Raw genomic sequence first — 21,948 nt, 5'->3', positions numbered from 1 at the left:
GGCCGCCATGAATATTTCCGCCTATTCCATACGCAACCCGATTCCGGCGATCCTGCTGTTTGGCCTGCTCAGCATCGTCGGCCTGTTTGCGTTCAAAACCACCAAGGTGCAGGATTTTCCGGATATTGAATTACCGGCCGTCAGCGTCACCGCAACGCTGGAAGGCGCCTCGCCCAGCCAGCTGGAAAACGACGTCGCCCGCAAGATTGAAGACTCCATCGCCTCGGTGGATATGGTCAAGCACATCACCACCAAGATACTGGATGGCCAGGTGACGATCTCGGTGCAATTCCAGCTGGAAAAATCCGTCTCGGACGCTGAAAACGATGTGCGCTCGGCCGTGTCACGTGTGCGCTCCGAGCTGCCCGCGGATACCAAGGACCCCATCGTCTCGCGCATCACCACCTCGGGCTCGGCCATTGTCAATTACAGCGTCACCGCCAAGGACCTGGACGAGAGAGACCTGAGCTGGCTGATCGACAATGAAATTGCCAAGAAAATGCTGTCGGTGGTGGGCGTCGGCAAGTTTGAGCGCGTCGGCGGTGTGGATCGCGAGGTACGCATTTCGCTCGATCCGGACAAAATGCTGGCCTTGGGTGTCAGCGCGTCCACCGTCTCCTCAGAATTGCGCCGCATGCAGCTGGAAAGCTCGGGCGGCCGCACCGACCTAGGCGGCATACGCCAGCAGGTGCGCACACTGGGCACGGTCAAGGAAGCCCGCCAGCTGCGCGATCTGCAACTGCCCACGCTGACCGGTACTTACGTCACGCTGGGACAAGTGGCCGATGTGCAGGACACCATTGCCGAACGCAGTCATATCGCGCTGATGGATGGCAAGCCGGTGATTGGCTTTGAAATCACCCGCAGCAAGGGCGAGAGCGAAACCGGCCTCAAGGCGCGGGTTGACAAGGCCGTGGCCGAATTCAATGACAGCCACCCCGGTGTCAAGATCACCCCGGCCTGGGAAAACGTGACCCCAGTGCAGGACAATTTCGATGGCTCCATGCACCTGCTGTATGAAGGTGCAGTGCTGGCGGTGCTGGTGGTCATGCTGTTCCTGCGCGATTTCCGCGCGACCTTTATCGCCGCCGTGGCACTGCCGCTCAGTGTGCTGCCAACCTTTATCGGCATGAGCGTGTTTGGCTACACCATCAATACCGTCACCCTGCTGTCGCTGGCGCTGGTGGTGGGGATACTGGTGGATGACGCGATTGTAGAAATCGAGAATATCGCCCGCCACCTCAACATGGGCAAATCGCCGCGTGAAGCCGCCATGGAAGCAGCCGATGAAATTGGTATGGCGGTGATTGCCACCACCTTTGCCCTGATCGCGGTGTTTTTGCCGACGGCCTTCATGTCGGGCATCGCTGGCAAGTTTTTCAAGCAGTTCGGCTGGACCGCGGTATTCGCCATCTTCGCCTCGCTGGCCGTCGCCCGCCTGATTACGCCGATGATGGCCGCTTACTTTCTCAAGCCCAAGCCAGAAAAAGCCGAAACCGATGGCCGGATCACCCGTCGCTATCTGGCGCTGGTCGCGTGGTCAGTACGCCATCGCGGGATCACGGTCAGCCTGGCCCTGCTGTTTTTCGTGGGTTCGCTCATGCTGATTCCGCTGCTGCCCAAGGGCTTTGTGCCGCCCGCAGACCGCAGCATGACGCTGGTGAATATCGAACTGGCGCCGGGCGCCCATCTGCAGGAGACCGCCCAGGCCGCCGAACAGGTGCGTGCGCTCGTCAGCAAAAATCCCAATGTGCGCCATGTGTATAGCAGCATAGGCAATGGCACCTCAGGCCAGGGCTTTTCGGCAGGCTCCACCGCCGAAACCCGCAAAGCCGTACTGACCGTGGTAATGGTGCACCGCAAGGAGCGCAGCATCACCCAGCAGAAGATTGAAAGCGAGTTGCGCGAGGCCCTGGGCGCATTGCCCGGCATGCGCATCAAGGTGGGTTCGCTGGATACCGGCGTCAAGATGGTGTTGAACCTGCAGAGTGATGATCCGCTGGCGCTGAGCGAGGCCACCACCGAGGTCATGCGCGGCCTGCGCACCCTGCGTAATATCGGCAATGTGTATTCCAACGCCAGCCTGGTCCAACCTGAAGTCATCATACGGCCCGACACGGCACGGGCAGCGGCCCTGGGCGTGACGACTCGCGATATTGCCGATGTGGTGCGCATTGCCACCGCGGGCGATTACGACATCAATCTGCCCAAGCTCAATCTGGCTGACCGTCAGGTGCCTATCCGCATCCAGTTTCCCGAGAACTTCCGCACGGATATAGATGCGATTGCACGCCTGACCGTCAGCGGTACCAATGGCCCGGTGCGCATAGGCAACATCGCCGACATTCACCTGGGCAGCGGCCCGGCGCAGATTGACCGCTTCAAGCGCGTGCGCAATGTATCTATCGAGGTGGAGCTGGGGCAGCGTGAACTGGGCGCGGTGTATGCCGAAGCCATGCAATTGCCTGCCATCAAGAATCTGCCACCCAGCGTGCATATCGTGCCCTCCAGCGATGCCGAGAACATGAACGATCTGTTCCAGAGCTTTGGCCTGGCGATGGCGATTGGCGTGCTGTGCATTTATGCCGTGCTGGTGCTGCTGTTCCGCGACTTCATGCAGCCCTTGACCATCCTCATGGCCTTGCCGCTCAGCATAGGCGGCGCCTTTGTGCTGTTGCTTCTGACCGGGAAAAGCTTCTCCATGCCATCGCTGATTGGGCTGTTGATGCTGATGGGCATTGTGAGCAAGAACTCCATTCTGCTGGTGGAGTACGCCATCATGGCGCGCGGGCAGCGGCAGGATGGCCAGAATCCGCCATCCCGGCTGGAAGCCCTGATTGATGCCTGCCGCAAACGCGCCCGCCCCATCATCATGACCACGCTGGCCATGGGTGCTGGCATGGTGCCGATTGCCATGGGGCTGGGGGCCGACCCCAGCTTCCGCTCGCCGATGGCGATTGCGGTGATCGGCGGGCTGATCACCTCCACCATCCTCAGCCTGATCGTGATTCCCGCCGTGTATACCTTTGTGGATGATGCCGAGCAGTGGCTGAGAACCCGCTGGCAGAAGCGTAGCAAGGCAGCAAGTTAACTCTGCCATGCCGGGCCGAAATGCGGCCCGGTATATCAAGCCTTGGCAAAAGACGCTGTTTCGCTGGCGTCTGTCAGGGTAGCCGCTAACTGGTAGCGCGTTTGCGCCAGTCCTGCACAAAGGTCATGAACTGATCAAACGGCAAGGCCGGCGAGAACAGATAGCCCTGGGCAAAGTCACAGCCTGCGCGCTTCAGCAGTTCGAGCTGGGCTTCGGTTTCCACGCCTTCGGCAATCACGCGCATGCCCAGTCTGTGCGCCATATCCACAATCACTTCGCATAGCACCATGTCGTCATTGCCGGCGCCCAGGTTCTGCACGAAGGAGCGGTCAATCTTGACGAAGTCGATATGAAACTTCTTGAGATAGGCCAGCGAGGAATAGCCAGTGCCGAAGTCATCAATCGAGGTGGCAATACCGGCGTCGCGGAATTGGGTCAGGGTGGCTTTCACCTGATCAGACGCTTCCAGCAGCAGGCCTTCGGTAATTTCAATGGCCAGGCATTCCGCAGGCAGGCCTATCTGGTCGAGATAGGCTTGCCAGGTCTGCAACTCCTGGCTGCTCTGGAATTGCAGCGGCGACACATTGATGCTGACCTGGAAGATGGTCGCATCCACCACATTGCCCTCAGGCGGCGCACTGCGCGAGGCCAGCGATTCCTGCACCAGCGTCACCGTATCGCGTGCTGACTGGCGGAACACCCAGTCGCCCATGCGATTGATCATGCCGGTTTCTTCCGCCACCGGAATAAACTCGAAGGGCGGCACCAGTCCGCGTGTGGGATGCTGCCAGCGCACCAGCGCTTCGGCCTTGTGTATCTCGTTGGTCGCCAGATCCACAATCGGCTGGTAGTACATCACCAGCTCGTGCCGGTTGAGCGCATGCCGCAAATCATTGCTGACCTGCAACTTGTGTGCGGCCAGCTCCTGCATGGATGGCGAGAAAAACTGGTAACGGTTGCGGCCCAGACGCTTGGCTTCGTACATAGCCTGGTCGGCATATTTCATCAGTGTTTCCACATCCCGGCTGTGCTCGGGGAAAGACGCAATGCCTATGCTGGTGGTCACATACACCACGTGGTTTTCAATGGTGAATGGCAGCGAGACCTGGCGCAGAATGCGCTCACACAGCCACTCCACCTGCTGCTGGTTTTGCACATTGGAAAGCACAATGGTGAATTCATCGCCACCCAGACGTGCCAGCAGGGTGCAATCGCGGGCGACGGCGGCAATACGCGCGCCGGTTTCCACCAGCAGCTTGTCACCGATGGAATGCCCCAGCTGATCGTTGATCTGCTTGAAGTTATCCAGATCGAGAAACATCAGCACCAGCGGCTGCTGGTGTTGCAGCGATTTATGGATTTCTTCCGCCAGCTGTTTGTGGAACATGGGACGATTGGGCAAGCCGGTCAGAAAATCGTAATTGGCCTGTTTCCAGATCAGTTTCTGCGAGGCGGCCGCTTGCCTTGCCACTTCACGCTTGAGCCGGTAGCCGCGCAGCACAATGATGGTCGCCAGCAACAGCAGGCCTGCCAGCAGGAAAGGCAATAAACCGGTTTTGCTGCCAGGCTGCAGGCGCCAGTCATTCAGAATGTCGCTACGCTCTGGCTCCAGATGCTTCAGTGTTTTCTGCAGGATACTGGCCAGCTCTGGCCAGTCCTTGCGCACCGCCATGTTCACGCTGGCTTTGTAAGGCGTGGACCCAGCTTTGGCCAGATAGCGTATGCCCTGCACATTCGAGACATAATCCACCACCAGCGGATTGCCGATGTAGGCATCTACCTTGCCGGTTTCCAGCGCCACAAACGCCTCTTCGGCGATATCCACCTTGAATAACTCGATACCCTGCTGATCCTTGGTCAACAAGCCAGCCAGGGGACCATTCTTGAATACCGCGACGCGCTTGTGCTGGAGGTCGGCAAAGGTGCGGATGGTGTCGTTTTTCTTGTGGATATAGATGGTGTAAGGCACCGAAATCACAGGCTCAGGCAGCGCCACAAAGCGGCTGCCATTAAGCGATTTGACGCTGGCGATACCGGATAGCATGTCGGCGGTTTCGGTCGCCGGATTTTCAGAGTATTCGCTGCGTTGAAAACGCACGCCCAGAAGCCGCTCGAAGCGCTTGAGGTAATCCACGGTGATTCCGCGAAACTCGTTGCCCTCCGACAGGAACTCGATCGGCATCCAGCCGTGATGCACACCTACAGTAATGACCGGATGGGCCTTCAGCCAGGCAAATTCCTGCGTCGTCAGTTCCAGTGTATCTGAGGCCAAAGGCTTGCTGGCAAAGGGCAAGCCACCACTTTCCAGCTGCTCTGCACTGACCGCATAGACTGCGGCCGAAATGCATACCAGTGCCAGCAGGCTTTGCATCAGCATGCGCAGTGCAGAGCCTGCCGTGATGGCATGTCCTGAATATTTGAATTTAGCTAGTCGCATCCCGCACTCAATAGTTCTTGTTTTGCCGTTAAGACCGCGAGTCAACTTTGGCTACATAACACGCTGGCGTGTGATGAATTTACGGTCCGCAGGATTAAATCTTGACCCTGAATAATTGTGTCTTGAATCACATTTGAAGGATGGGAGGATTGTATTGCCGATTCAAATAATAGCAATGACTTATCGCATATGGGGTGACCAGACTTGCAGCCTGAGGGCCGCATATCGAAGACTCTGGATGATTTGATTCCCTTTAGCGCCCAAACAGGCTTAATATGCATCTGGCACCCAGCAGTAAGCAACTGAATAATATAAAATAAACCGGGTGCGCGCATGCACTGCATTTCTCATTTCAGCACACGCACAGAAGTTGCACCGCACCGGGGCAAAACGATACGCAAGACTTGAAGCTGCTTTACAGATCAACACTTTCAGGAGGATTGAGATGAAAACAATTTTAAGCATTGATGGGGGTGGTATCCGCGGCTTGATCCCGGCACTGATACTGACCGATATCGAGGCCCATCTGGGCAAGCCGGTCTGGCAATTGTTTGACCTGATTGCGGGCACGTCGACCGGCGGCATTCTGGCGATAGGCTGCGCCAGGAAAGATGCCTCGGGCAAGGCAAGATATGCGGCGAAAGATCTGGTGAATATCTATGAAACCCGTGGCAAGGAGATCTTCTCGCGCTCGCTGTGGAAGGGCGTGTCCTCCATAGGCGGGATTGCCGATGAGCTTTACTCCGCCGATGGCATTGAGCAGGTGCTGCAGGAGTATTTTGAAGACGACGCGCTGCAGGACTGCCTGACCAACACCCTGATCACCAGCTATGACCTGCAAAACCGCGAGCCTATTTTTTTCAAGAGCTGGAAAGATGAACACAAACCGCTGCTGCTCAAACACGTGGCGCGTGCCACATCGGCCGCGCCTACCTATTTTGAACCCACCCAGATCGAAGTAGCAGGCTCGCTGAAAACCCTGGTGGATGGTGGCGTATTTATCAATTCGCCCTCGGTATCGGCTTATGCCGAAGCCAAACGCATTTTCCCGGATGAAACCGAGTTTCTGCTGGTTTCGCTAGGCACCGGCGAGCTGATCAGGCCGATTACCTTTGATGAGGCGAAAGACTGGGGCAAGGCTGGCTGGGTGCTACCGCTGTTGAGCTGCATGTTTGATGGCGTGGCCGATGCCGCCAATTACCAGATGCAGATGATACTGGGCGACCATTACTACCGGCTGCAAACGGAATTGAGCATCGCCTCGGATGACATGGATAACGCCACCAAGGGCAATATTGAAAACCTGAAAGCGGAAGCCAAAAAACTGATCAAAGCCAACAAGGCCACGCTGGAGACGATCTATCAGGCGCTGGCGCGCTAAGCGCTGCCAGCATCACCATGCAATGCCCCGGCTAACTGCACAAACGTGACAGGGAATCAAAATCAAACGCCTGTCCGCTGATGCTCTTCTGAAACACATCCTGCTGCTGAATCCGCTGCGGGGTGTTGAAAGTCGCGCTATTCAGCTTGTCGATAAACCCATCGTCCACCAGCATGGCACAAGCCAGGCTGCGGGAGTATTCCGACTTCAACACGGACAGCATCTGGGCATGCTCAAAATCAAACTCCACGATCTTTTGCAGCGATTTCGCATAGGTCGTTCTGACCGAAATCACCTCAGGCAAGCTGGAGGATTGCGCAATCAGCGGCTCAATATCATCGCGTATGCCATCCCGGTTTTTGTCTGGCCCCGAGAGTGGGCTGGTCTTGACCTCAGTATGCAGCAAGGCAGCCGCCCAGCCGGGCAGTTTGTCGCAGGCAGATAGCGTCAACAGCAGTCCGGCAGCGCCAAATAGCGGCACCAGCCGGGCAAGCTTCGCGGATATAAACAGAAGGTTCATGCGCACAATAATTAAGAGAGTTTCACGAGCTGAAAGGCCTCATGTAGCCAGATCAAGACTTATGCAGAAAGTATACAGCCCATGCAAAATCCGTCGATCCAGGGGTGACAGAATTGTCACCTTCTCCTGCCAAAGGCCCACTGCGCGTGCCTCTTAACATTTCTTAATACTTATTCAAGCTTCCCCTTTATAATCTATGCACACTGCCAGGTGCCTGCCCTCTCGCTCGAGGGGAAAGGTGAAACGGGAAACAGGTGAAATGCCTGTGCTGCCCCCGCAACGGTAAGCGAGTATGGATGTGCCATCGACGCCACTGGGCCTTGTGCCTGGGAAGGCGGTGCATCAAGCCTCGCGAGCCCGGAGACCGGCCTGCCAGTCACGAAGGAACTACCGCGGGGCGCGGTGTTTGGGCAAGGCTGATCAGCCATCTCATACTCAGGCTCTGTGGTTTTTCCATGATGAATCGGCATGCGGGGTCGCATGCGAACATTTAGGAAACGCCCATGAAACGCACTGCCATGGCGAGCCTGACCGGCTTGCTTTTTTCCGTGTCCGCTTACGCTGAAGATATTCAGCCGCTGGAAGAAGTCGAAGTATCCGCACAAAGCCTCAAACCCGAATCCCGCCTCAAACAGCCACTTTCCACCGGCAGCCGCCTCGGCCTGACGCCATTTGAAACGCCCGCCAGCATTGAGGCTGTGGATGCCGACACCATACGCCGCCGCGGCGATATCAGTATCCGCGAAGCCATATCACGCAGCACCGGTATCAGCGACATCAGCAATCTCGGCGTGGGCAATGCCTTTTCAGCGCGCGGCTTTAGCGGCAATGATTCCATCGGTCAGGCAGAAGATGGCGTACGGCTCTTGACCGCCGCCAGCACGATCACGTTTCCCTCCGACACCTGGGGCTATGAACGCATCGAGGTGTTGCGCGGGCCAGCTTCGGTGTTGTTTGGCACCGGCACCGTGGGTGGCATCATCAACAGCATACGCAAGGCGCCGAGCCGTGAAGCTTCATTTGAAGCACTGACCGGCTGGGGCACCCGCGGCGAATACCGCGCTGGCGTGGGAGGCACCGGGGCCGTGGGCGAGATAGGCGCATTCCGCATTGATGCCTCCGCCACCGGCGGCAATGGCTATGTGGACCGTGGCGAGCATCAGAGCCGCAAGCTCATGAGCGGCCTGCAACTGGTCCCCAGCGATCGTCTGCGCGTCGATTTCACCTTTGATCATAGCAAAGACTCCCCGACCACCTACACCGGCATCCCTTTGCGCGATGGCCGCATCGACAGCAGCCTGCGCAAGCAGAATTACAACGTGCAAGACAGTGCCATGGATTTTGCCGATGACCGCCTGCGCGCCAAGGTGGAATGGGATATTTCAGATAGCCTGAAACTCACCAACATCAGCTACTGGTTTAACAGCCGCCGCCACTGGCGCAACCTGGAATACTATGCTCTCGATAGTGCCAGCAATACCGTAACGCGATCGGGCTATACCGAGATCAAACACCAGCTGAAACAGCTGGGCAACCGCTTGGAACTGGCCAGCATAGCCGATGCCTTCGGCCACAAGAACCGCTGGGCCATGGGCTGGGAAACCACGCGCGTGGATCTGCGTTATATCGACAACTTTTATGATGGCACGGATGGAAGTAACACCGTGCCGGCCAAGGGTTTTGCGCCGGGTTACTACTCCGATGCCGCGCTGGACCCGACCATCCCCGAATTCAAGGCACGCACCTTGCAAAACGCCCTGTTTGTGGAAGATGCGCTGGACCTGACCGAGCGACTGAAACTCACCGCAGGCTTGCGCCAGGACTGGATCAATGTCGATCATCAGAACTTCATCAAGGGCACTTCCTTCGACAAGGATTACTCGCCCTTTTCCTATCGCCTGGGCACGGTGTTCACCGCTACTCCTGGCCTGGCCGTGTATGGGCAATACAGCCAGGGCTCGGACCCGGTATCGTCCATCGTCTCCTTGCGTCCCGGCAGCAAAGCCTACAAGCTGACCACCGCCAAACAGGCCGAAGTCGGCATCAAGCACATGCTGGATCACGGCAAAGGCGAAGTGACGCTGGCGCTGTACCACATCGCCAAGGACGACATCCTGACACGCGACCCTGCCGATCAGCGGCTGACAGTGCAAGGCGGCAAGCAGTCTTCACGCGGTGTGGAGCTTTCCACCCTGCTGCTGCCAAGCGCACATTGGCGTGTAGACGCCAATGTGGCACTGCTGAAGGCGCGCTATGACGAATTGCTGGAAAGCGGTGCCTCACGCGCAGGCAATACGCCGACCAATGTACCGGAGAAAGTCGCCAACGCCTGGGTTTACTACCAGCTGGGTGACTGGTCCATGGGTGCGGGGGCCCGACTGGTAGGGCAACGCTACGCCGACACGGCCAACACCTCGGTCATGCCGGGCTATACCGTGTATGACGCCAACATTGCCTGGCGTGCCAACCGCCACACCACCCTGCGCCTCAACGCCCGCAATCTGGGTGACAAGCTCTACGCCAGCACCTATTACGACACCAGCCAGTTTATCCTCGGCCCCTCACGTAGTCTGGAACTAACGGCCGAAGTCAGCTACTGATTACTGCCGGAGAAACGCGACACTGACGCCCTGCCCTGCCGCCAAGCACCCCTTGCCGCAGCGCGGGGCGTTTTCTTTAGTGGGCGGCAGGCTTGAGCCAGCAGGCCATGCCTATCATTAACCCGGCAATGCCAATCAGCATATAGAGCGAACTGGCATAGCTGCCTGTTACATCGCGCAGATAGCCGAATGCCAGCGGACCAGTCGCGGCGACCAGATAGCCAATGGTGAGCACAAACGCGGTCCATGCGTTGGTTTCACTCGCGTTGGCGGTGTTATCCAGCGGCAAGGTCATGCCCAGGGTAAAGGCACCGCCCAGACCAAAGGCGGTGATGGCGATCACCGGCACAGGTGCCCATAGCGGCGCTATGGTCATCACCATCAGCCCCAGCAAGGTAATCACGGTGCTGGACACCAGCCAGACACGGCGATCCAGCGATTTGCTGTAAGCCCCGAACACCGGACTTGCCAGCATGAAGGCCGCAGTAAAGCACCCCAGCAGCACACCGGCCATGCTGCTGGAGAGGCCATGTTCCAGAAACACCGCCGCCGTCCACGTCACCATGGCATAAAAAATCAGGTTAACGCAGGCAAAAAAAGCGGCAACCCGCCAGGCCAGGGCATTGCGCCATGGCAAGGGCGCCCGCACAGCCACGGTCTTCTGGCTGGCATCGTGCGTGCGCACATGCTGCCAATAGACGTAGCCCCAGGCCAGCGTCGCCAGCAGCCCCAGCACAGACCATATACCGGCGGGCAGGCGCCAGCCACTCACACTCTCTGCCATGGGCGCGGTAATCACGGCAGACAGCGTGCTGCCAAAGGACAAACCTGTCACATAAATGCCCATCACCCACGCCGCGCGGGTCGGGTAATTCACCTTGATGTAGCCCGAGAGCAGCGTGCCGGTGACGGCGATGCCTGCGCCAACACCGACAGTACTCAGCAGCAAGGCCAGCGTATCCGGCGCAAAAGCACGGGCCAAGGTAGACAGACACAGTATCGCCAGGGCTGTCACGATGGTTTTGTCGCGGCCAAACCGGTGCGCCAGCCAGGGCGCGGGCAAGGCCAGCAGGCCCATCAACAAATCAGGTATCGCCGTCAGCAGAGAAGCCTGCGCATGCGACAAGGCAAACGCATCGATAATGCGCGGCAAAATCGGGCCGACAGAGACAATCGAAGGTCGCAGTGCAAGGGCCACCAGCACGATGGCGACAATGCCAAGGCCCAAAGCTGGCAAGGGGGATTCTTTTGTAGCTGGATGCATGCAAGGCCTCAACGGGGAGTTTCAAATGACGATGAATCAAGCCGCCCACAGGACGGTTCATCATGGAAAAGAAACTAACAGACGCCGGCAAATGCGCTCCATACGTCGAATGACTGAGCGCAAGCCTTATGCAGACGCAGGGCGGGCATTGGAGCCTGTCGATCACGCCGCGCCGACGCGCTAGCGCAGGCAACGCACCTTGCTTTCTGCTGTGGGAAATTGAAGAAAATATTTGGCATCCACCCCTTAATTCTCGGTGGATGCTGTCGTTATCAGTAAACAGCAAGGCCTAATAATAGTTAGTGACTTTTCAGGAGATCATCATGTCATCCGCCGTAGGAAGCTCAACCAGCACCAGCTATACACCGCCGCCGCCACCTGCGCAGCAGGCACAGCCCAAGCCGCCAGTAGACGAAAACGAAGCCAGCAAGAAAACGAATGAGGCTCCTCCTCCACCAAAGCCAGCGCCATCGGCTACGGTAGGAACGCAGATCGACACCACGGCTTAAGCCTGCCGCAATAAAAAACCGCCTGTTTGGCGGTTTTTTTATATCCCCTGACAAGAGCCCTCTCTGATTCCACAATCAAAGCAACCTCTGATTCATATCCTCAGTTAGTAATGCAGCTCCACGGAGATTTCCGTCGCGCCACTCAACTCAAATGCGCTGGGCTCAAACGGCGGCGGGCCGGATACCTTGGGATTGTTCGATAGCCCATAGCCTTCGGTGGGGAACATGCCAAAGCGGCGGTTCAGTTCGCCGTTGGCATCTTCGTCGTGATACACCACCACGGCGTAGCGGCCGGGCTTGAGATCATTCCAGCGCAAGATGACTTCGCCAGGGCTGGCAGCTTGCTGCACGACAGCGACAGCTTCGGCTTCCTTGCGGAAGGTTTGGGCCTTGTCATATAAAGCCGCCCGGATATTGCCCTTGTCATTCTTCACGCCTTCTACCTTGACCACCAGTGGCAGCCCTTCTGCCGAGGCATGCAGCGCAAGGCTTGCGAGGATAAGACCAATATATAAACGGGGGTAACGCACGTAACACTCCTTGCTGTGGGTATCTTTCGCCAGGGGCCAAGGCGGCATGATGGCCGCCTTGGCCTCATCCTGCATCAGCGTATAACGGTTTTGCTTTCCTCATGGTCGGCCAGTTGGCTCGATGGCAGCGCTGGCTGCTGAATCTCGCGCATGCCAGCGCGGAAAGTCGGATCGCCCACCCAGGTCGGCCGCTGCACAAAGGCGGTATTGACCAGGCTCTTGCTGGGGTCAAAACCGGTGTAATGCAGCCCAGCCAAGTCAGACCAGGTTTGCTCAAAATACGCCGTGCTGTATTCACGATTCAAGGCAAAGCCCAGATCCTGCGGGTTGTCCTGTTTCCACTGATCCGAGGTCCAGACAAACATGGGGATGGCAAACATGGGCAAGGTAGGATTGCCTTCATTGCGGCCGACAAACTCATGTGGCGGCGTATCGTAAACATCTTCGCCGTGGTCGGACATGAAGGTCAGCATGCTGCGCTCGCCCTTGGCCTGCAGGGTTTTCAACAGGGTGGCCAGCACGTAATCGTTGTAGCGCACGGCATTGTCGTAGGTGTTGACGACCTGGGCCTTGGGGTCATCCAGCCAATCGGGCAGACCGGTGCGATCCTTGAAGTAATCGAACTCGGGCGGATAGCGGTATTCGTACTTCATGTGCGTGCCCAGGAGGTGGACGACGATGAATTTGCGCTGTGCCGGGTCAGCCAGCGCGGACTCGAAGGGCTTGAACACATTGCTGTCGTATTCGCGCGAGTTCTGGTAGCGCGTGTTGTTGGTGTAGCGCTGCACATCGGCCAGCTGCGAGAAGTAAGCCAGCATGGTGTTGCGTTTGGTAATGGTCTGCTGGTTGGTGATCCAGAAGGTCTTGTAGCCCGCCTGCTTCATGAGATTCATGATCGAAGGCTTGGTCATGACGGCATCGGGGTTGTCTCGATCAGCAAAAGTCAGCGCCTGCTCCAGTACTTCGATAGTCGAGGCACGTGGCGACACCACACGGGTAAAGATGCTGAGCTGGTCTTTCATCTTGTCGAGATTGGGCGTGGTATCGCGCGGATAGCCATACAAACCCCAGTGCAGGCGGGTGGATGACTCGCCGATCACCAGCACCAGCGTGCCAGGTTTGCCTGCGTATTGATCCTGCAGGTTGGCGAGTGGCGGCAAGGCGCTGTTTTTTTCCAGCAGCGCCTGCATATTGCCGAGCTGGCGCCGATACTGGAAATAGCCCATGACCAGTTGCCACGGTTCGGCAGGCTCCATACGGCGCTGCATGTGGTCGATGACCCGGTCCCAGCTCTGATGGCTGATTAAGCGATCCTGTATGACCGGCAGCACGTGTATGGGCACAATGATCAACAGGCAGGCCACCAGCTTGCCACGCCATGAAAATTCCAGCGGCTGCACGCGCCGCCATAACAGCCAGGCTACCAGCGTGTGCGCCAGATACACCAGTGGCATCCACCACTTGAAGTACTGCGAGACATATTCGGAGGATTCGGCAGGGTTGGACTCAAACAGGATATACAGCACGCTCTGCGAGAACTCCTGGTGATACACGCAGAAATACGCGAGGCTCAGTAAAGACGTCACCCACAGCACAACACCGATGACGGCGGCGATCACCCTGGTATGGCGGGGGAACAGCAGCACGGGCACCAGCCAGAGAAAACTCATGTACACCGCCTGGCGGAAGCCGATAAAAATCGTCGCATCCGTCATTTGCAGGAGCACATGCGTGACCCCTGAAAAATAGAAAAAGAACAGGTACAGATTGATAAAGCGCAGGAAAGACGAACTCCCGGCCTTCTGCGCGTGCGTGTTGTCAGGGCTTGCTATTGTGTTCATGCATCACTCTTGGGTCAGTTGTTTTTATTGTTTTCAGGCGCTATCCCATTGATAGCCTGCAATATGTATCAAGGACCGTGCCCGCGAATGCTAAGAGAGCATGTCAATTAAATATCTTTAAAAATCATTATCTTAGTTAACAAAAAACCTGGTTGTGAAAAAATGAGACTGCAGATTGCCTGAAAATCCCGCAAAAAGAGGGAAAGCCACCCAGGCAAGCCTGCATTTATTGCAGGATTTCCGCCGCAAACCATCGGGCGCATGGTCATGTGAACATCCCTTGTCCTGACCATGCCTATGCAAGCGCGGGGCTTGCACTCAAGGCCATGAATTCACGCTATTATCTTTATCAACCGCGCTGCCAGCCGTAAGGCTGGTGGCACGATCTTCCGGCATCAATAACGTCAAATAACATCCGGTGGGGGCTTGGGGAATGGAGGTACAGCCACATATCAGGCATTCTTTGCGCATGCGGCGTGCGCTGCTGCTCGGCTCTGCTGTGCTAGCCGGCATTTCCGTGTTCTGGGGCATCTACTTTGCATTTCATCAAAACTGGCCCATCTGCTGCCTTAACCTGTTCTCCATTCTGGTCTCCGCCATCACGGCACGGCTGACCTATCTTGGACGCATCAAGGTTGCGGCCATCCTGCTTTTCTCCTCGGTATATACGGTGCTCTGCCTGTTTTGCCTGTTTCTGGATGTGCCCAGTGCTGAAGCACCGCGTTCCAATCAGAACTACTTTCTCGTCATTGCGCTGTTCGCATCATTAGCCTTCAAGGGAGAAAGCCCCTGGCTCAGGCACGGCATGGTCACGGCAGGCCTCATCGCCTTTGTCTGCTTTGCCAGCAGCAACTGGGGCATCACCTCCCCCTATATGCTGGGCAATGATGTGCGCATCCCCGGCACCTGGTTTCACAACATCATCATCACCGCCGTACTGTATGCCATGGTCTGGGTCATGCAGGCCAATCTCGCCGAGCGCAATGCGCTGGAATCGGACCTGCGCAAAGCTCTGCTCGCCAACCAGCTCATTCTTTACTACCAGCCACAAGCCGGTGACGATGGTCGTATTGTCGGCGCCGAAGCCCTGCTGCGCTGGCGGCATCCGGTCAAAGGCATGGTCTCGCCCGCTGACTTTATACCGCTGGCGGAAGAAACCGGGCTGATCTTGCCGATCGGGCACTGGGTGCTGGGCATGGCCTGCGCGCAACTCATGGCATGGTCAAAACATCCGTCTACCGCGCATCTGTCCATCGCGGTCAACGTCAGCGCCTTGCAATTCAAGCAGCCGGATTATGTGAGCCAGGTGGTATCGGTGATTGAGCGCTCCGGCATCAACCCGGCCCTGCTCAAGCTGGAGCTGACTGAAAGCATGCTGGTTAATGATGTGAATGACATCATCTCGAAAATGCACGCCTTGAAAGCAAAAGGCGTGGGATTGTCACTGGATGACTTTGGCACCGGCTATTCCTCCCTCAGCTACCTGAAAAAACTGCCGCTGGACCAGCTGAAGATAGATCAATCGTTTGTGCGTGACATGCTGACCGATGCCAACGATGTGGCGATTGTGCAAACGCTGGTGGCTCTGGGCCAGGCCATGCATCTGCATGTGATTGCGGAAGGCGTGGAAACCGAACAGCATCGCCAGTTTCTGGCGGATATGGGCTGCTTGTCGTATCAGGGCTATCTGCTCAGCAAACCGGTGCCGATTGCCGAGTTCGACGCGCTGTTGGCTGCGCATCAGGCCAGCCTCACAGGCTAAAAAAGAATGGCTGGGGGCGGCGAATCCCCCAGCCATCTTCTCCTTACTTTAGCGCAATCCATTCTATAGAAACCGCGGCGGTTGGGAATGCGGCATAGTGTCGCAGCCACCCACCCGCATTTTTAAGCGACCAGTGCTTGCGGCGCGGGACGGGCGAGCAATAAAGCCGCCTGCTCAAGCGCCACATCAATGCGCTGCTCGATGGCTTCGCTGGTCAGTTTGTAGTTGGTGAATTCCGAGTCCTTGGCATAGATGGCCGTGGGCACGGTGTAGAGACCGAAGAAGCTGGCCAGGATGCGCAACTGGTAATCGAGAATGGAGGCATGCTGATCGCTGCCGCCCGTGGCCGCCAGAATCGCCACCTTGCCATTCAGCGCCTTGGGGTCGAGCAGATCAAAGAAATGCTTCATCAAGCCGGTATAAGAAGCCTTGTATACGGGGCTGGCAATCACGATCAGCTCTGCATTGCGCAATTTGTCGTGCGCCGTCTGAATCGCCACCGGAAAGTCATTAAAACTGACGGTGGTTCCCAGTACATCAATCAGCTGCGCAATATCCACTACATCGCCGGATGCGTGCAGCCGCTGGGTGGCCTTGGTGACAATGGTTTCGACCAATGCCCTGGTTCTGGATGGGCTGGTAATGCTGCCTGACACCCCAATAATGTTTGCCATATATGTTTCCACTAAATAAATTGATCAACCCCAACTGCATGGCAAAGATCGTGCCTGAGGAAAAACCCACGTGAGTTCGGCATATTACCGAAAAAAACGGCCATGACTGTTCCTGTCGCAACAGTTTTTCTGCACCGCAACTGTTGCCATGGCAACAATTGACCAGGCGGGCAGCATCATAGTTGCTTCAGCATGAGCCAGTGCGAAATGCCGATCTCCATGAACGGCTCGCCTTGCAGGCGGTAGTCCAGGCGTTGATAAAAAGGCACGGCGTTTTCACGGGCATGCAGCCGCATCGTGGTATAGCCGTGCTGGCGGGCATAGGCCTCGGCATGGCTCACCAGTTGTCGGCCTATGCCCTGACCTTGCAGTGCCTGCTCAACCGCTACCTGGCGCATCTGCAGCTCACCGGACGCCAGCGGTTTGAGTAGCAGGCAGCCAACCAGGCGACCATCAAGAAAAGCACCCAGATGCCAGGCATCGGCCTCTGCCGCCAGCTGCTCCGCGGTGAAAGCCAACCCAAGCGGCGCGCGCAGGATGGCATGACGTAGCGCGACGGCTGCCGTATAGGCGGAGGAGTTGTGCGCGATGGGGATGAGTTCGAGCACGTCGGGCAGGCTTACTGCGGCCTTGCCTGTGGCGATATTTTCTTCATGCATGGGCTGGCTTTCGGCCCCGGCTTAACGGCAGCTTGCCGTCTGGCTGCTGGCCCATGCCTGCGCCTGCTCGGCTACACGGGCAGCCAAGGCCGCAATGCTGCGCTGCTGGGCTTGCACCAGCTCGGCATAGCCACCGGCAGCAGGCTCCTGAAACTGGCCGTGACAAAGGAAACGCGGATTGCCGGGCTGATGGGCCATGCCCAGGCTCCAGTCTGCCTCCAGTTGCACTGATTGGCCCGGCCAGGCATCCAGCCGACGCACCTGCACCTTGATGCGCAATACGGGCTGATCCTTGGGGGCGGCCAGCCCCGCCACATCCTGCGTCTGCAGGCGTTGGGTCAGTTGCGCGGAAAGCGCATTGCGGAATTCATCGGCCAGTGGTCCCGCCCAGCGTTCGCCATCCACCACGGCGACCTGGCTGCTGCCTTGCCTGACCACCAGCTGCGATTGATCGAGCTGCGGTGGAATGCCCACGGGCAGCACTTCAATCAGAAAAGGGGCACCAGCGGACGCCACTTGCGTGGGCGCCACCGGTGCCAGCAATGTGTGGTAATGCACTGGCGTCGAAGATGCACAGGCACCCAGGGCAAGGGCGGCCAGGCAACTCAGGGCAAGACGGTGGATCATGGCTTGGACTCCTCTTGTGGGGATGGTGCGACGGGCTTGCTCACCAAGGCAGGATCAGCCGGTCGCCCACGCAGCAGCGATTCAGGATGACGCCCCAGCAGATCGGTCAGCTCGCGCAATGAGCGGGAGGCGCGCTGCACCTCTTGCAGGGTTTGCCCCAGATTCTGCGACAGGGGAGCATCGTCCGCCAGCACATTATCCACCCCACTCAGGGTTTGTCTGGCTTGCTGCATGGTCTGGCCGGCATCCTGCATGGTTTGACGTGTTTGCTGCAGGGTCTGCGTGGTTTCGGGCAAGACATGCGTATTAACCTGGGTCAGGGTCTTGTCCAGATTCACCAGTGAGGCATCCAGGTGCTTGGCGATCGAATCCAGTGGCATTTTTTCGATTTTGGTGACGATATTGGCAATCTGCTCCTGCATGCGGTCAAAGCTGCCATTCACGGTGGGCATGCTGATCGGGCGGGCGTTGACATCCAGCTCCACCTTGGGCGCATTCGGCACAAAATCCATGGCGATGTAGAGTTGGCCGGTAAGAATATTGCCGAGCCGTGCCTGGGCGCGCAGCCCCTGCTTGACCATGCTATGCATGAACAAGGCGGCCTGCCTGTCGTTATCACCTTCCAGTTTCGGCAACTTGTCCAGCACGCGCCCCATGCGCTCCGGATACACCAGCACCCCGACTACCGTCGGAAAGCGATGTTTGACCGGGTCATAATCCAGGTTGATGGAAACCACCCGCCCCAGATCCACCCCTGAGAACTGCACGGGCGCCCCTACGGAAAGTCCGCGCAGCGATTGATCGAATTTGAGCTGGATGTATTGCGCCTGACCGTCGGGCGGCGCCATCGCCGTATCCTGATCGGCCGTCAGGGTAAATTCGGTATCCTTGTCTGCCGGACTGGCCTGACTGCCCATGGGCGAGGCAAAGGCCACGCCGCCCGCCACAATGGTCGCGACGGATTGGGTCTTGAGCTTGAGGCCATCGGCGCCCAGCGATACATCGACGCCACTCGCATTCCAGAAGCGGGTATCCGTGGTGACATAACGGTCATAAGGCGCGTCAATGAAGATTTGCAGCTTGATGTCCTGACCGGTTTCGCCCAACTGATAAGATGCCACACGTCCAACCTGAATCCGCCGGTAATAGACCGGGGAACCAATATCCAGCGAGCCCAGATCCTCACTCTTCAAGATGAAGGATTTGCCCGGCATATCGCCCACCACCGGCGGTGGCATTTCCAGTCCGGTAAATTCACTGGCGGTTTCTTCGGCCTGCCCCTTGTCCACGCCAATATAAGCGCCTGACAGCAGGGTATCCACCCCGGAAATTCCGCTGGCACCGATGCGCGGGCGCACGACCCAGAAGCGGCTATCCTTGCTGGTCAGGCTTTTGGCGCTTTGCATCAGGGCGACCTTGACCTTCACGTGCGAGCCATCTTCACTGAGGGTAATGGCGGTGACGGCACCGACAGTGACGTCCTTGTATTTGACCGGGGTTTTGCCCGCTTCCAGACCGGTGGCCGTGCGAAAGAGGATGGTGATCTCGGGCCCCTCTGACAGCCAGGCATGCACCAGCATGGAGATGCCGATGGCAGCCGCCACGATGGGCACGATCCATATCAGCGAAATCCCCCAGCGTCGGCGGTGGATGGCGGGTTGGCCAGGTTGCAGCTGTGTATCCGTTATGTTGGTCATTCGTTGTCACCATCCCATATCAAACGCGGGTCAAAACTCATGGCAGAAAGCATGGTCATGATGACGACCATGCCGAAGAAAAGAATGCCGATGCGCGGCTCAATGTCACTCAAGCCCTGAAACTTGACCAGGGCCGCCACAATGGCCACGACCAGCACATCCAGCATGGACCAGTAGCCTACCAGTTCCACCAGCCTGTAAAGCTTGGCGCGCTCCTTCATGGCCCAGCGGCTGCAGCGTTGCGATGTGGCAAACAGCACGCCCAGCACCACAAACTTGGTACACGGCACCAGCACGCTGGCAATAAAAATGACCAGCGCAATGCCATAGGAGCCGGATTTCCAGAACTCGATAACGCCTTGCATGATGGTGTTCTCGCTGCCACTGCCCATCAGGCTGGTGTACATCACCGGCAGCACATTGGCCGGGATGTAAAAAATGAGGCCCGCCAGCAGCAAAGCCCATGCCCGCGGGATATTGTTGGGGCGCCGCCGGTGCAAGGGGGCGCCGCAGCGCGGGCAGTCCACATGGGGGTCTGTCTCGGGCGCAAGACGGGATGACGCAGTCTGCCTGGTGAGCGTATCTTCGCACACCAGCCCGCAGGCATGGCAGCTGATAACACCCAGGCGATGGGCGGATACCGGGCCTGTCATGCCCTTGCCTCCTCGGCGGCGCGGGCCGGTTCGGTGATATCCCATAGCCAGTGAATATCGCGATTGGCGATGATGGTCAGCAAGATCATCAGCAAGGCGGTCGCCCAGATACCCGCGCCCGGCGCCACCTGCAAAAAGCCGGAAAGCTTGATGAACGCCACCAGTATGCCCAGCAGGCAGACTTCGACCATGCTCCATGGCCGCAATGCCACCAGCATGCGCATGGCGCGCTCAAAGCCCGGGGCACGTTTTCCAAAGCGCGCATACGACAGCACCCAGCCAAGCAGACTGATCTGCAAAAATGGCACGATAATGATGGACATGGCCGTGGGCACCGAAATCGGCGCCGCCGGGCCATGCGCCAGTGCTGCTGCGGATGCCCATAACGTGGCTTCGTTATGCAGGCCCTTGAAGCTGATGTAGATCACCGGACAAACATTCGCCATCACAAACACGATGGCTGCGGCGATGGTCAGTGCCAGCCAGCGATCCACATCCAGCCGGCTGGCGCGATAAAGAATCGCATCGCAGCGCTCACAGCGTGCGACTTGCCCGGCTGCCAATGGGGCACGCGTGTAAATGCTGTCGCAATGCTCGCAAGCCACCAGATGACGGTAAGTTTTCATCAGCGCGTGCGGGTCCAGTGCATCAGGGGTAAAAGCATCATCGTGATCGTGTTTTCCTTATGAAAGGGCAAGCGCATGGTGTTTTCTTCGGACGGCATCAAAGCGATTCTGCCAGCACACGGCATTGTGCAGTATGTCCGTTTTTCACGGCCTCAGTTCTGCCACGCGCCATTTTTACTCACCGCCACTCAGCTTGAGCGATCATTCTAGAATGATCGCTCAAGCTCGGCAACCGCTTATTTTGCTGTCCCGGTGGTATCGAGCGCTGACGCGCATTGCGGCATCATGGTGAGCAAGCTGGGCCACACGCCCTCCCACCCGCTCTGGTGATCCGCATCCGCCACATTGACTATGGTGTTATCGGGGCTGCATGCGGTGTGTGTGATAAAAGCGGCACTGATGGACGGCGGAATAACGCGATCACGCCCGCCAATGAAGTGCCGCTGCGGCAGATGGGCCAGCGCGCTGGCATAGGCAATGGGGTTTTGCGACAAGGGCATGGCGCTGACATGGTGATATTGATTCACCGCTTCTGAATCCAGATTACCCGCCACCGTACGCAGGCTGATGACATCATGACGCCGGGCTGCCAGCATCACGGCAATCGCTGCGCCTCCGGAGTAGCCCACCAGTTCCAGGCGCGGGGATGGCATGCCCTTGATCAGCTGGTCCAGCGCCTGATTCATGGCCGCCACCACCTCGGCAGAATAGCGTTTATCCGTCCAGTAGGCCTCGTTGCAGGCAGGACTTTTCTCCCGCGTATATTGGCAAGGCCGGGCAAGGTAGACCACATTCGGCAGAGGATCGAGCAGCGCGAGCCGCAAGCCCACGGCATAGCGTGGAGTAGGATCTGCGGCAGGTTCCCAGCGGGTCGACCAGGCATGTCCATCGCCTTCAATATAGACGCGGATCGGAGTATCGGGACGCTCCATGCGCTTATAGCTCTGCAAGACAAAACCATCGCTCTCCAGCTCCACGGGCGTCATGCGCGCAGCGAGCAACATGCCGGGGCTCACCGGCTGAGGAGGGTTCATGGCACAGGATGCCAGTATCAAGAAGCAGCACGCGAGGCTGAGG

Annotated in this window: 18 protein-coding genes and 1 riboswitch; of the genes, 5 read left to right on the top strand and 13 right to left on the bottom strand. The window is 57.9% G+C overall.

Translation table 11 applies throughout. The annotated features are described in order from the left end of the window. The first annotated feature begins 7 nt into the window (after positions 1 to 7). Entirely contained in the window at positions 8 to 3,091 is a 3,084-nt protein-coding gene (locus tag FNL37_RS04540; RefSeq protein WP_159355283.1) for an efflux RND transporter permease subunit, read from the top strand. Between the two features lie 85 nt (positions 3,092 to 3,176). Here the strand turns inward: FNL37_RS04540 and FNL37_RS04535 are convergent, their stop codons facing one another. Then, the gene (locus tag FNL37_RS04535; protein WP_159355282.1) at positions 3,177 to 5,528 is read right to left on the bottom strand and encodes an EAL domain-containing protein; all 2,352 of its coding nucleotides are present in this window, start codon (positions 5,526 to 5,528) and stop codon (positions 3,177 to 3,179) included. A gap of 445 nt (positions 5,529 to 5,973) precedes the next feature. Between FNL37_RS04535 and FNL37_RS04530 the strand changes: the two genes are divergently transcribed. Then, positions 5,974 to 6,909, top strand: a complete 936-nt coding sequence (locus FNL37_RS04530; protein WP_013442753.1) for a patatin-like phospholipase family protein — start codon at positions 5,974 to 5,976, stop codon at positions 6,907 to 6,909. A 31-nt stretch (positions 6,910 to 6,940) separates the two neighbouring features. Here FNL37_RS04530 and FNL37_RS04525 read toward each other — a convergent pair whose 3' ends face one another. Beyond that, positions 6,941 to 7,429 (bottom strand): hypothetical protein, encoded by a 489-nt coding sequence (locus tag FNL37_RS04525; protein ID WP_159355281.1) that lies wholly within the window; start codon positions 7,427 to 7,429, stop codon positions 6,941 to 6,943. Between the two features lie 191 nt (positions 7,430 to 7,620). Beyond that, positions 7,621 to 7,816, top strand: a riboswitch (cobalamin riboswitch). 116 nt (positions 7,817 to 7,932) lie between these two features. Between FNL37_RS04525 and FNL37_RS04520 the strand changes: the two genes are divergently transcribed. Further along, on the top strand, positions 7,933 to 10,029 hold the full coding sequence (locus tag FNL37_RS04520) for a TonB-dependent receptor (protein ID WP_159355280.1): 2,097 nt from the start codon (positions 7,933 to 7,935) through the stop codon (positions 10,027 to 10,029). Positions 10,030 to 10,105: 76 nt separating this feature from the next. Here the strand turns inward: FNL37_RS04520 and FNL37_RS04515 are convergent, their stop codons facing one another. Continuing rightward, positions 10,106 to 11,293 (bottom strand): MFS transporter, encoded by a 1,188-nt coding sequence (locus FNL37_RS04515; RefSeq protein ID WP_159355279.1) that lies wholly within the window; start codon positions 11,291 to 11,293, stop codon positions 10,106 to 10,108. Positions 11,294 to 11,616: 323 nt separating this feature from the next. On the opposite strand from FNL37_RS04515, the gene FNL37_RS04510 reads away from it, so the two are divergent. Beyond that, positions 11,617 to 11,802 carry a hypothetical protein gene (locus tag FNL37_RS04510; protein ID WP_015830562.1) on the top strand — a complete coding sequence of 62 codons (186 nt, stop codon included), beginning with the start codon at positions 11,617 to 11,619 and terminating at the stop codon, positions 11,800 to 11,802. 104 nt (positions 11,803 to 11,906) lie between these two features. Here FNL37_RS04510 and FNL37_RS04505 read toward each other — a convergent pair whose 3' ends face one another. The 3 genes from FNL37_RS04505 to FNL37_RS04495 all read right to left on the bottom strand — a co-directional run bounded on the left by FNL37_RS04505 (position 11,907) and on the right by FNL37_RS04495 (position 14,442). Further along, positions 11,907 to 12,380: a DUF2141 domain-containing protein gene (locus tag FNL37_RS04505; protein WP_244948202.1), complete on the bottom strand. Its 474-nt coding sequence runs from the start codon at positions 12,378 to 12,380 to the stop codon at positions 11,907 to 11,909. A 26-nt stretch (positions 12,381 to 12,406) separates the two neighbouring features. Then, positions 12,407 to 14,173 carry a phosphoethanolamine transferase CptA gene (gene cptA / locus FNL37_RS04500; RefSeq protein WP_159355277.1) on the bottom strand — a complete coding sequence of 589 codons (1,767 nt, stop codon included), beginning with the start codon at positions 14,171 to 14,173 and terminating at the stop codon, positions 12,407 to 12,409. A 107-nt stretch (positions 14,174 to 14,280) separates the two neighbouring features. After that, positions 14,281 to 14,442, bottom strand: coding sequence for a hypothetical protein (locus FNL37_RS04495; protein ID WP_159355276.1), 162 nt, complete (start codon positions 14,440 to 14,442; stop codon positions 14,281 to 14,283). 200 nt (positions 14,443 to 14,642) lie between these two features. Between FNL37_RS04495 and FNL37_RS04490 the strand changes: the two genes are divergently transcribed. After that, positions 14,643 to 15,935, top strand: coding sequence for a putative bifunctional diguanylate cyclase/phosphodiesterase (locus FNL37_RS04490; RefSeq protein WP_159355275.1), 1,293 nt, complete (start codon positions 14,643 to 14,645; stop codon positions 15,933 to 15,935). Positions 15,936 to 16,057: 122 nt separating this feature from the next. On the opposite strand, the gene FNL37_RS04485 is transcribed toward FNL37_RS04490, so the two are convergent. From FNL37_RS04485 to FNL37_RS04455, 7 genes are all read right to left on the bottom strand, one after another. After that, positions 16,058 to 16,609, bottom strand: coding sequence for an NADPH-dependent FMN reductase (locus tag FNL37_RS04485; RefSeq protein WP_159355274.1), 552 nt, complete (start codon positions 16,607 to 16,609; stop codon positions 16,058 to 16,060). 176 nt (positions 16,610 to 16,785) lie between these two features. Next, on the bottom strand, positions 16,786 to 17,268 hold the full coding sequence (locus tag FNL37_RS04480; RefSeq protein WP_159355273.1) for a GNAT family N-acetyltransferase: 483 nt from the start codon (positions 17,266 to 17,268) through the stop codon (positions 16,786 to 16,788). A gap of 21 nt (positions 17,269 to 17,289) precedes the next feature. After that, entirely contained in the window at positions 17,290 to 17,895 is a 606-nt protein-coding gene (locus FNL37_RS04475; protein ID WP_159355272.1) for a PqiC family protein, read from the bottom strand. Further along, a complete protein-coding gene (locus tag FNL37_RS04470) occupies positions 17,892 to 19,592 on the bottom strand; it encodes a PqiB family protein (protein ID WP_159355271.1) in 1,701 nt (566 codons plus the stop codon). The genes FNL37_RS04475 and FNL37_RS04470 overlap by 4 nt, the downstream gene beginning before the upstream one ends. Then, positions 19,589 to 20,245 carry a paraquat-inducible protein A gene (locus tag FNL37_RS04465; protein ID WP_159355270.1) on the bottom strand — a complete coding sequence of 219 codons (657 nt, stop codon included), beginning with the start codon at positions 20,243 to 20,245 and terminating at the stop codon, positions 19,589 to 19,591. The genes FNL37_RS04470 and FNL37_RS04465 overlap by 4 nt, the downstream gene beginning before the upstream one ends. After that, entirely contained in the window at positions 20,242 to 20,871 is a 630-nt protein-coding gene (locus tag FNL37_RS04460) for a paraquat-inducible protein A (protein WP_159355269.1), read from the bottom strand. The genes FNL37_RS04465 and FNL37_RS04460 overlap by 4 nt, the downstream gene beginning before the upstream one ends. Positions 20,872 to 21,107: 236 nt before the next feature. Beyond that, positions 21,108 to 21,905 carry an alpha/beta fold hydrolase gene (locus FNL37_RS04455; protein WP_244948201.1) on the bottom strand — a complete coding sequence of 266 codons (798 nt, stop codon included), beginning with the start codon at positions 21,903 to 21,905 and terminating at the stop codon, positions 21,108 to 21,110. Positions 21,906 to 21,948: the final 43 nt, after the last annotated feature.

It is taken from the genome of Methylovorus glucosotrophus (genome assembly GCF_009858335.1).
GTDB classification, from domain to species: Bacteria; Pseudomonadota; Gammaproteobacteria; order Burkholderiales; family Methylophilaceae; genus Methylovorus; species Methylovorus glucosotrophus.
Note: the sequence above shows the minus strand (reverse complement) of the source record. Positions and strands in the feature narration are given on the sequence as shown.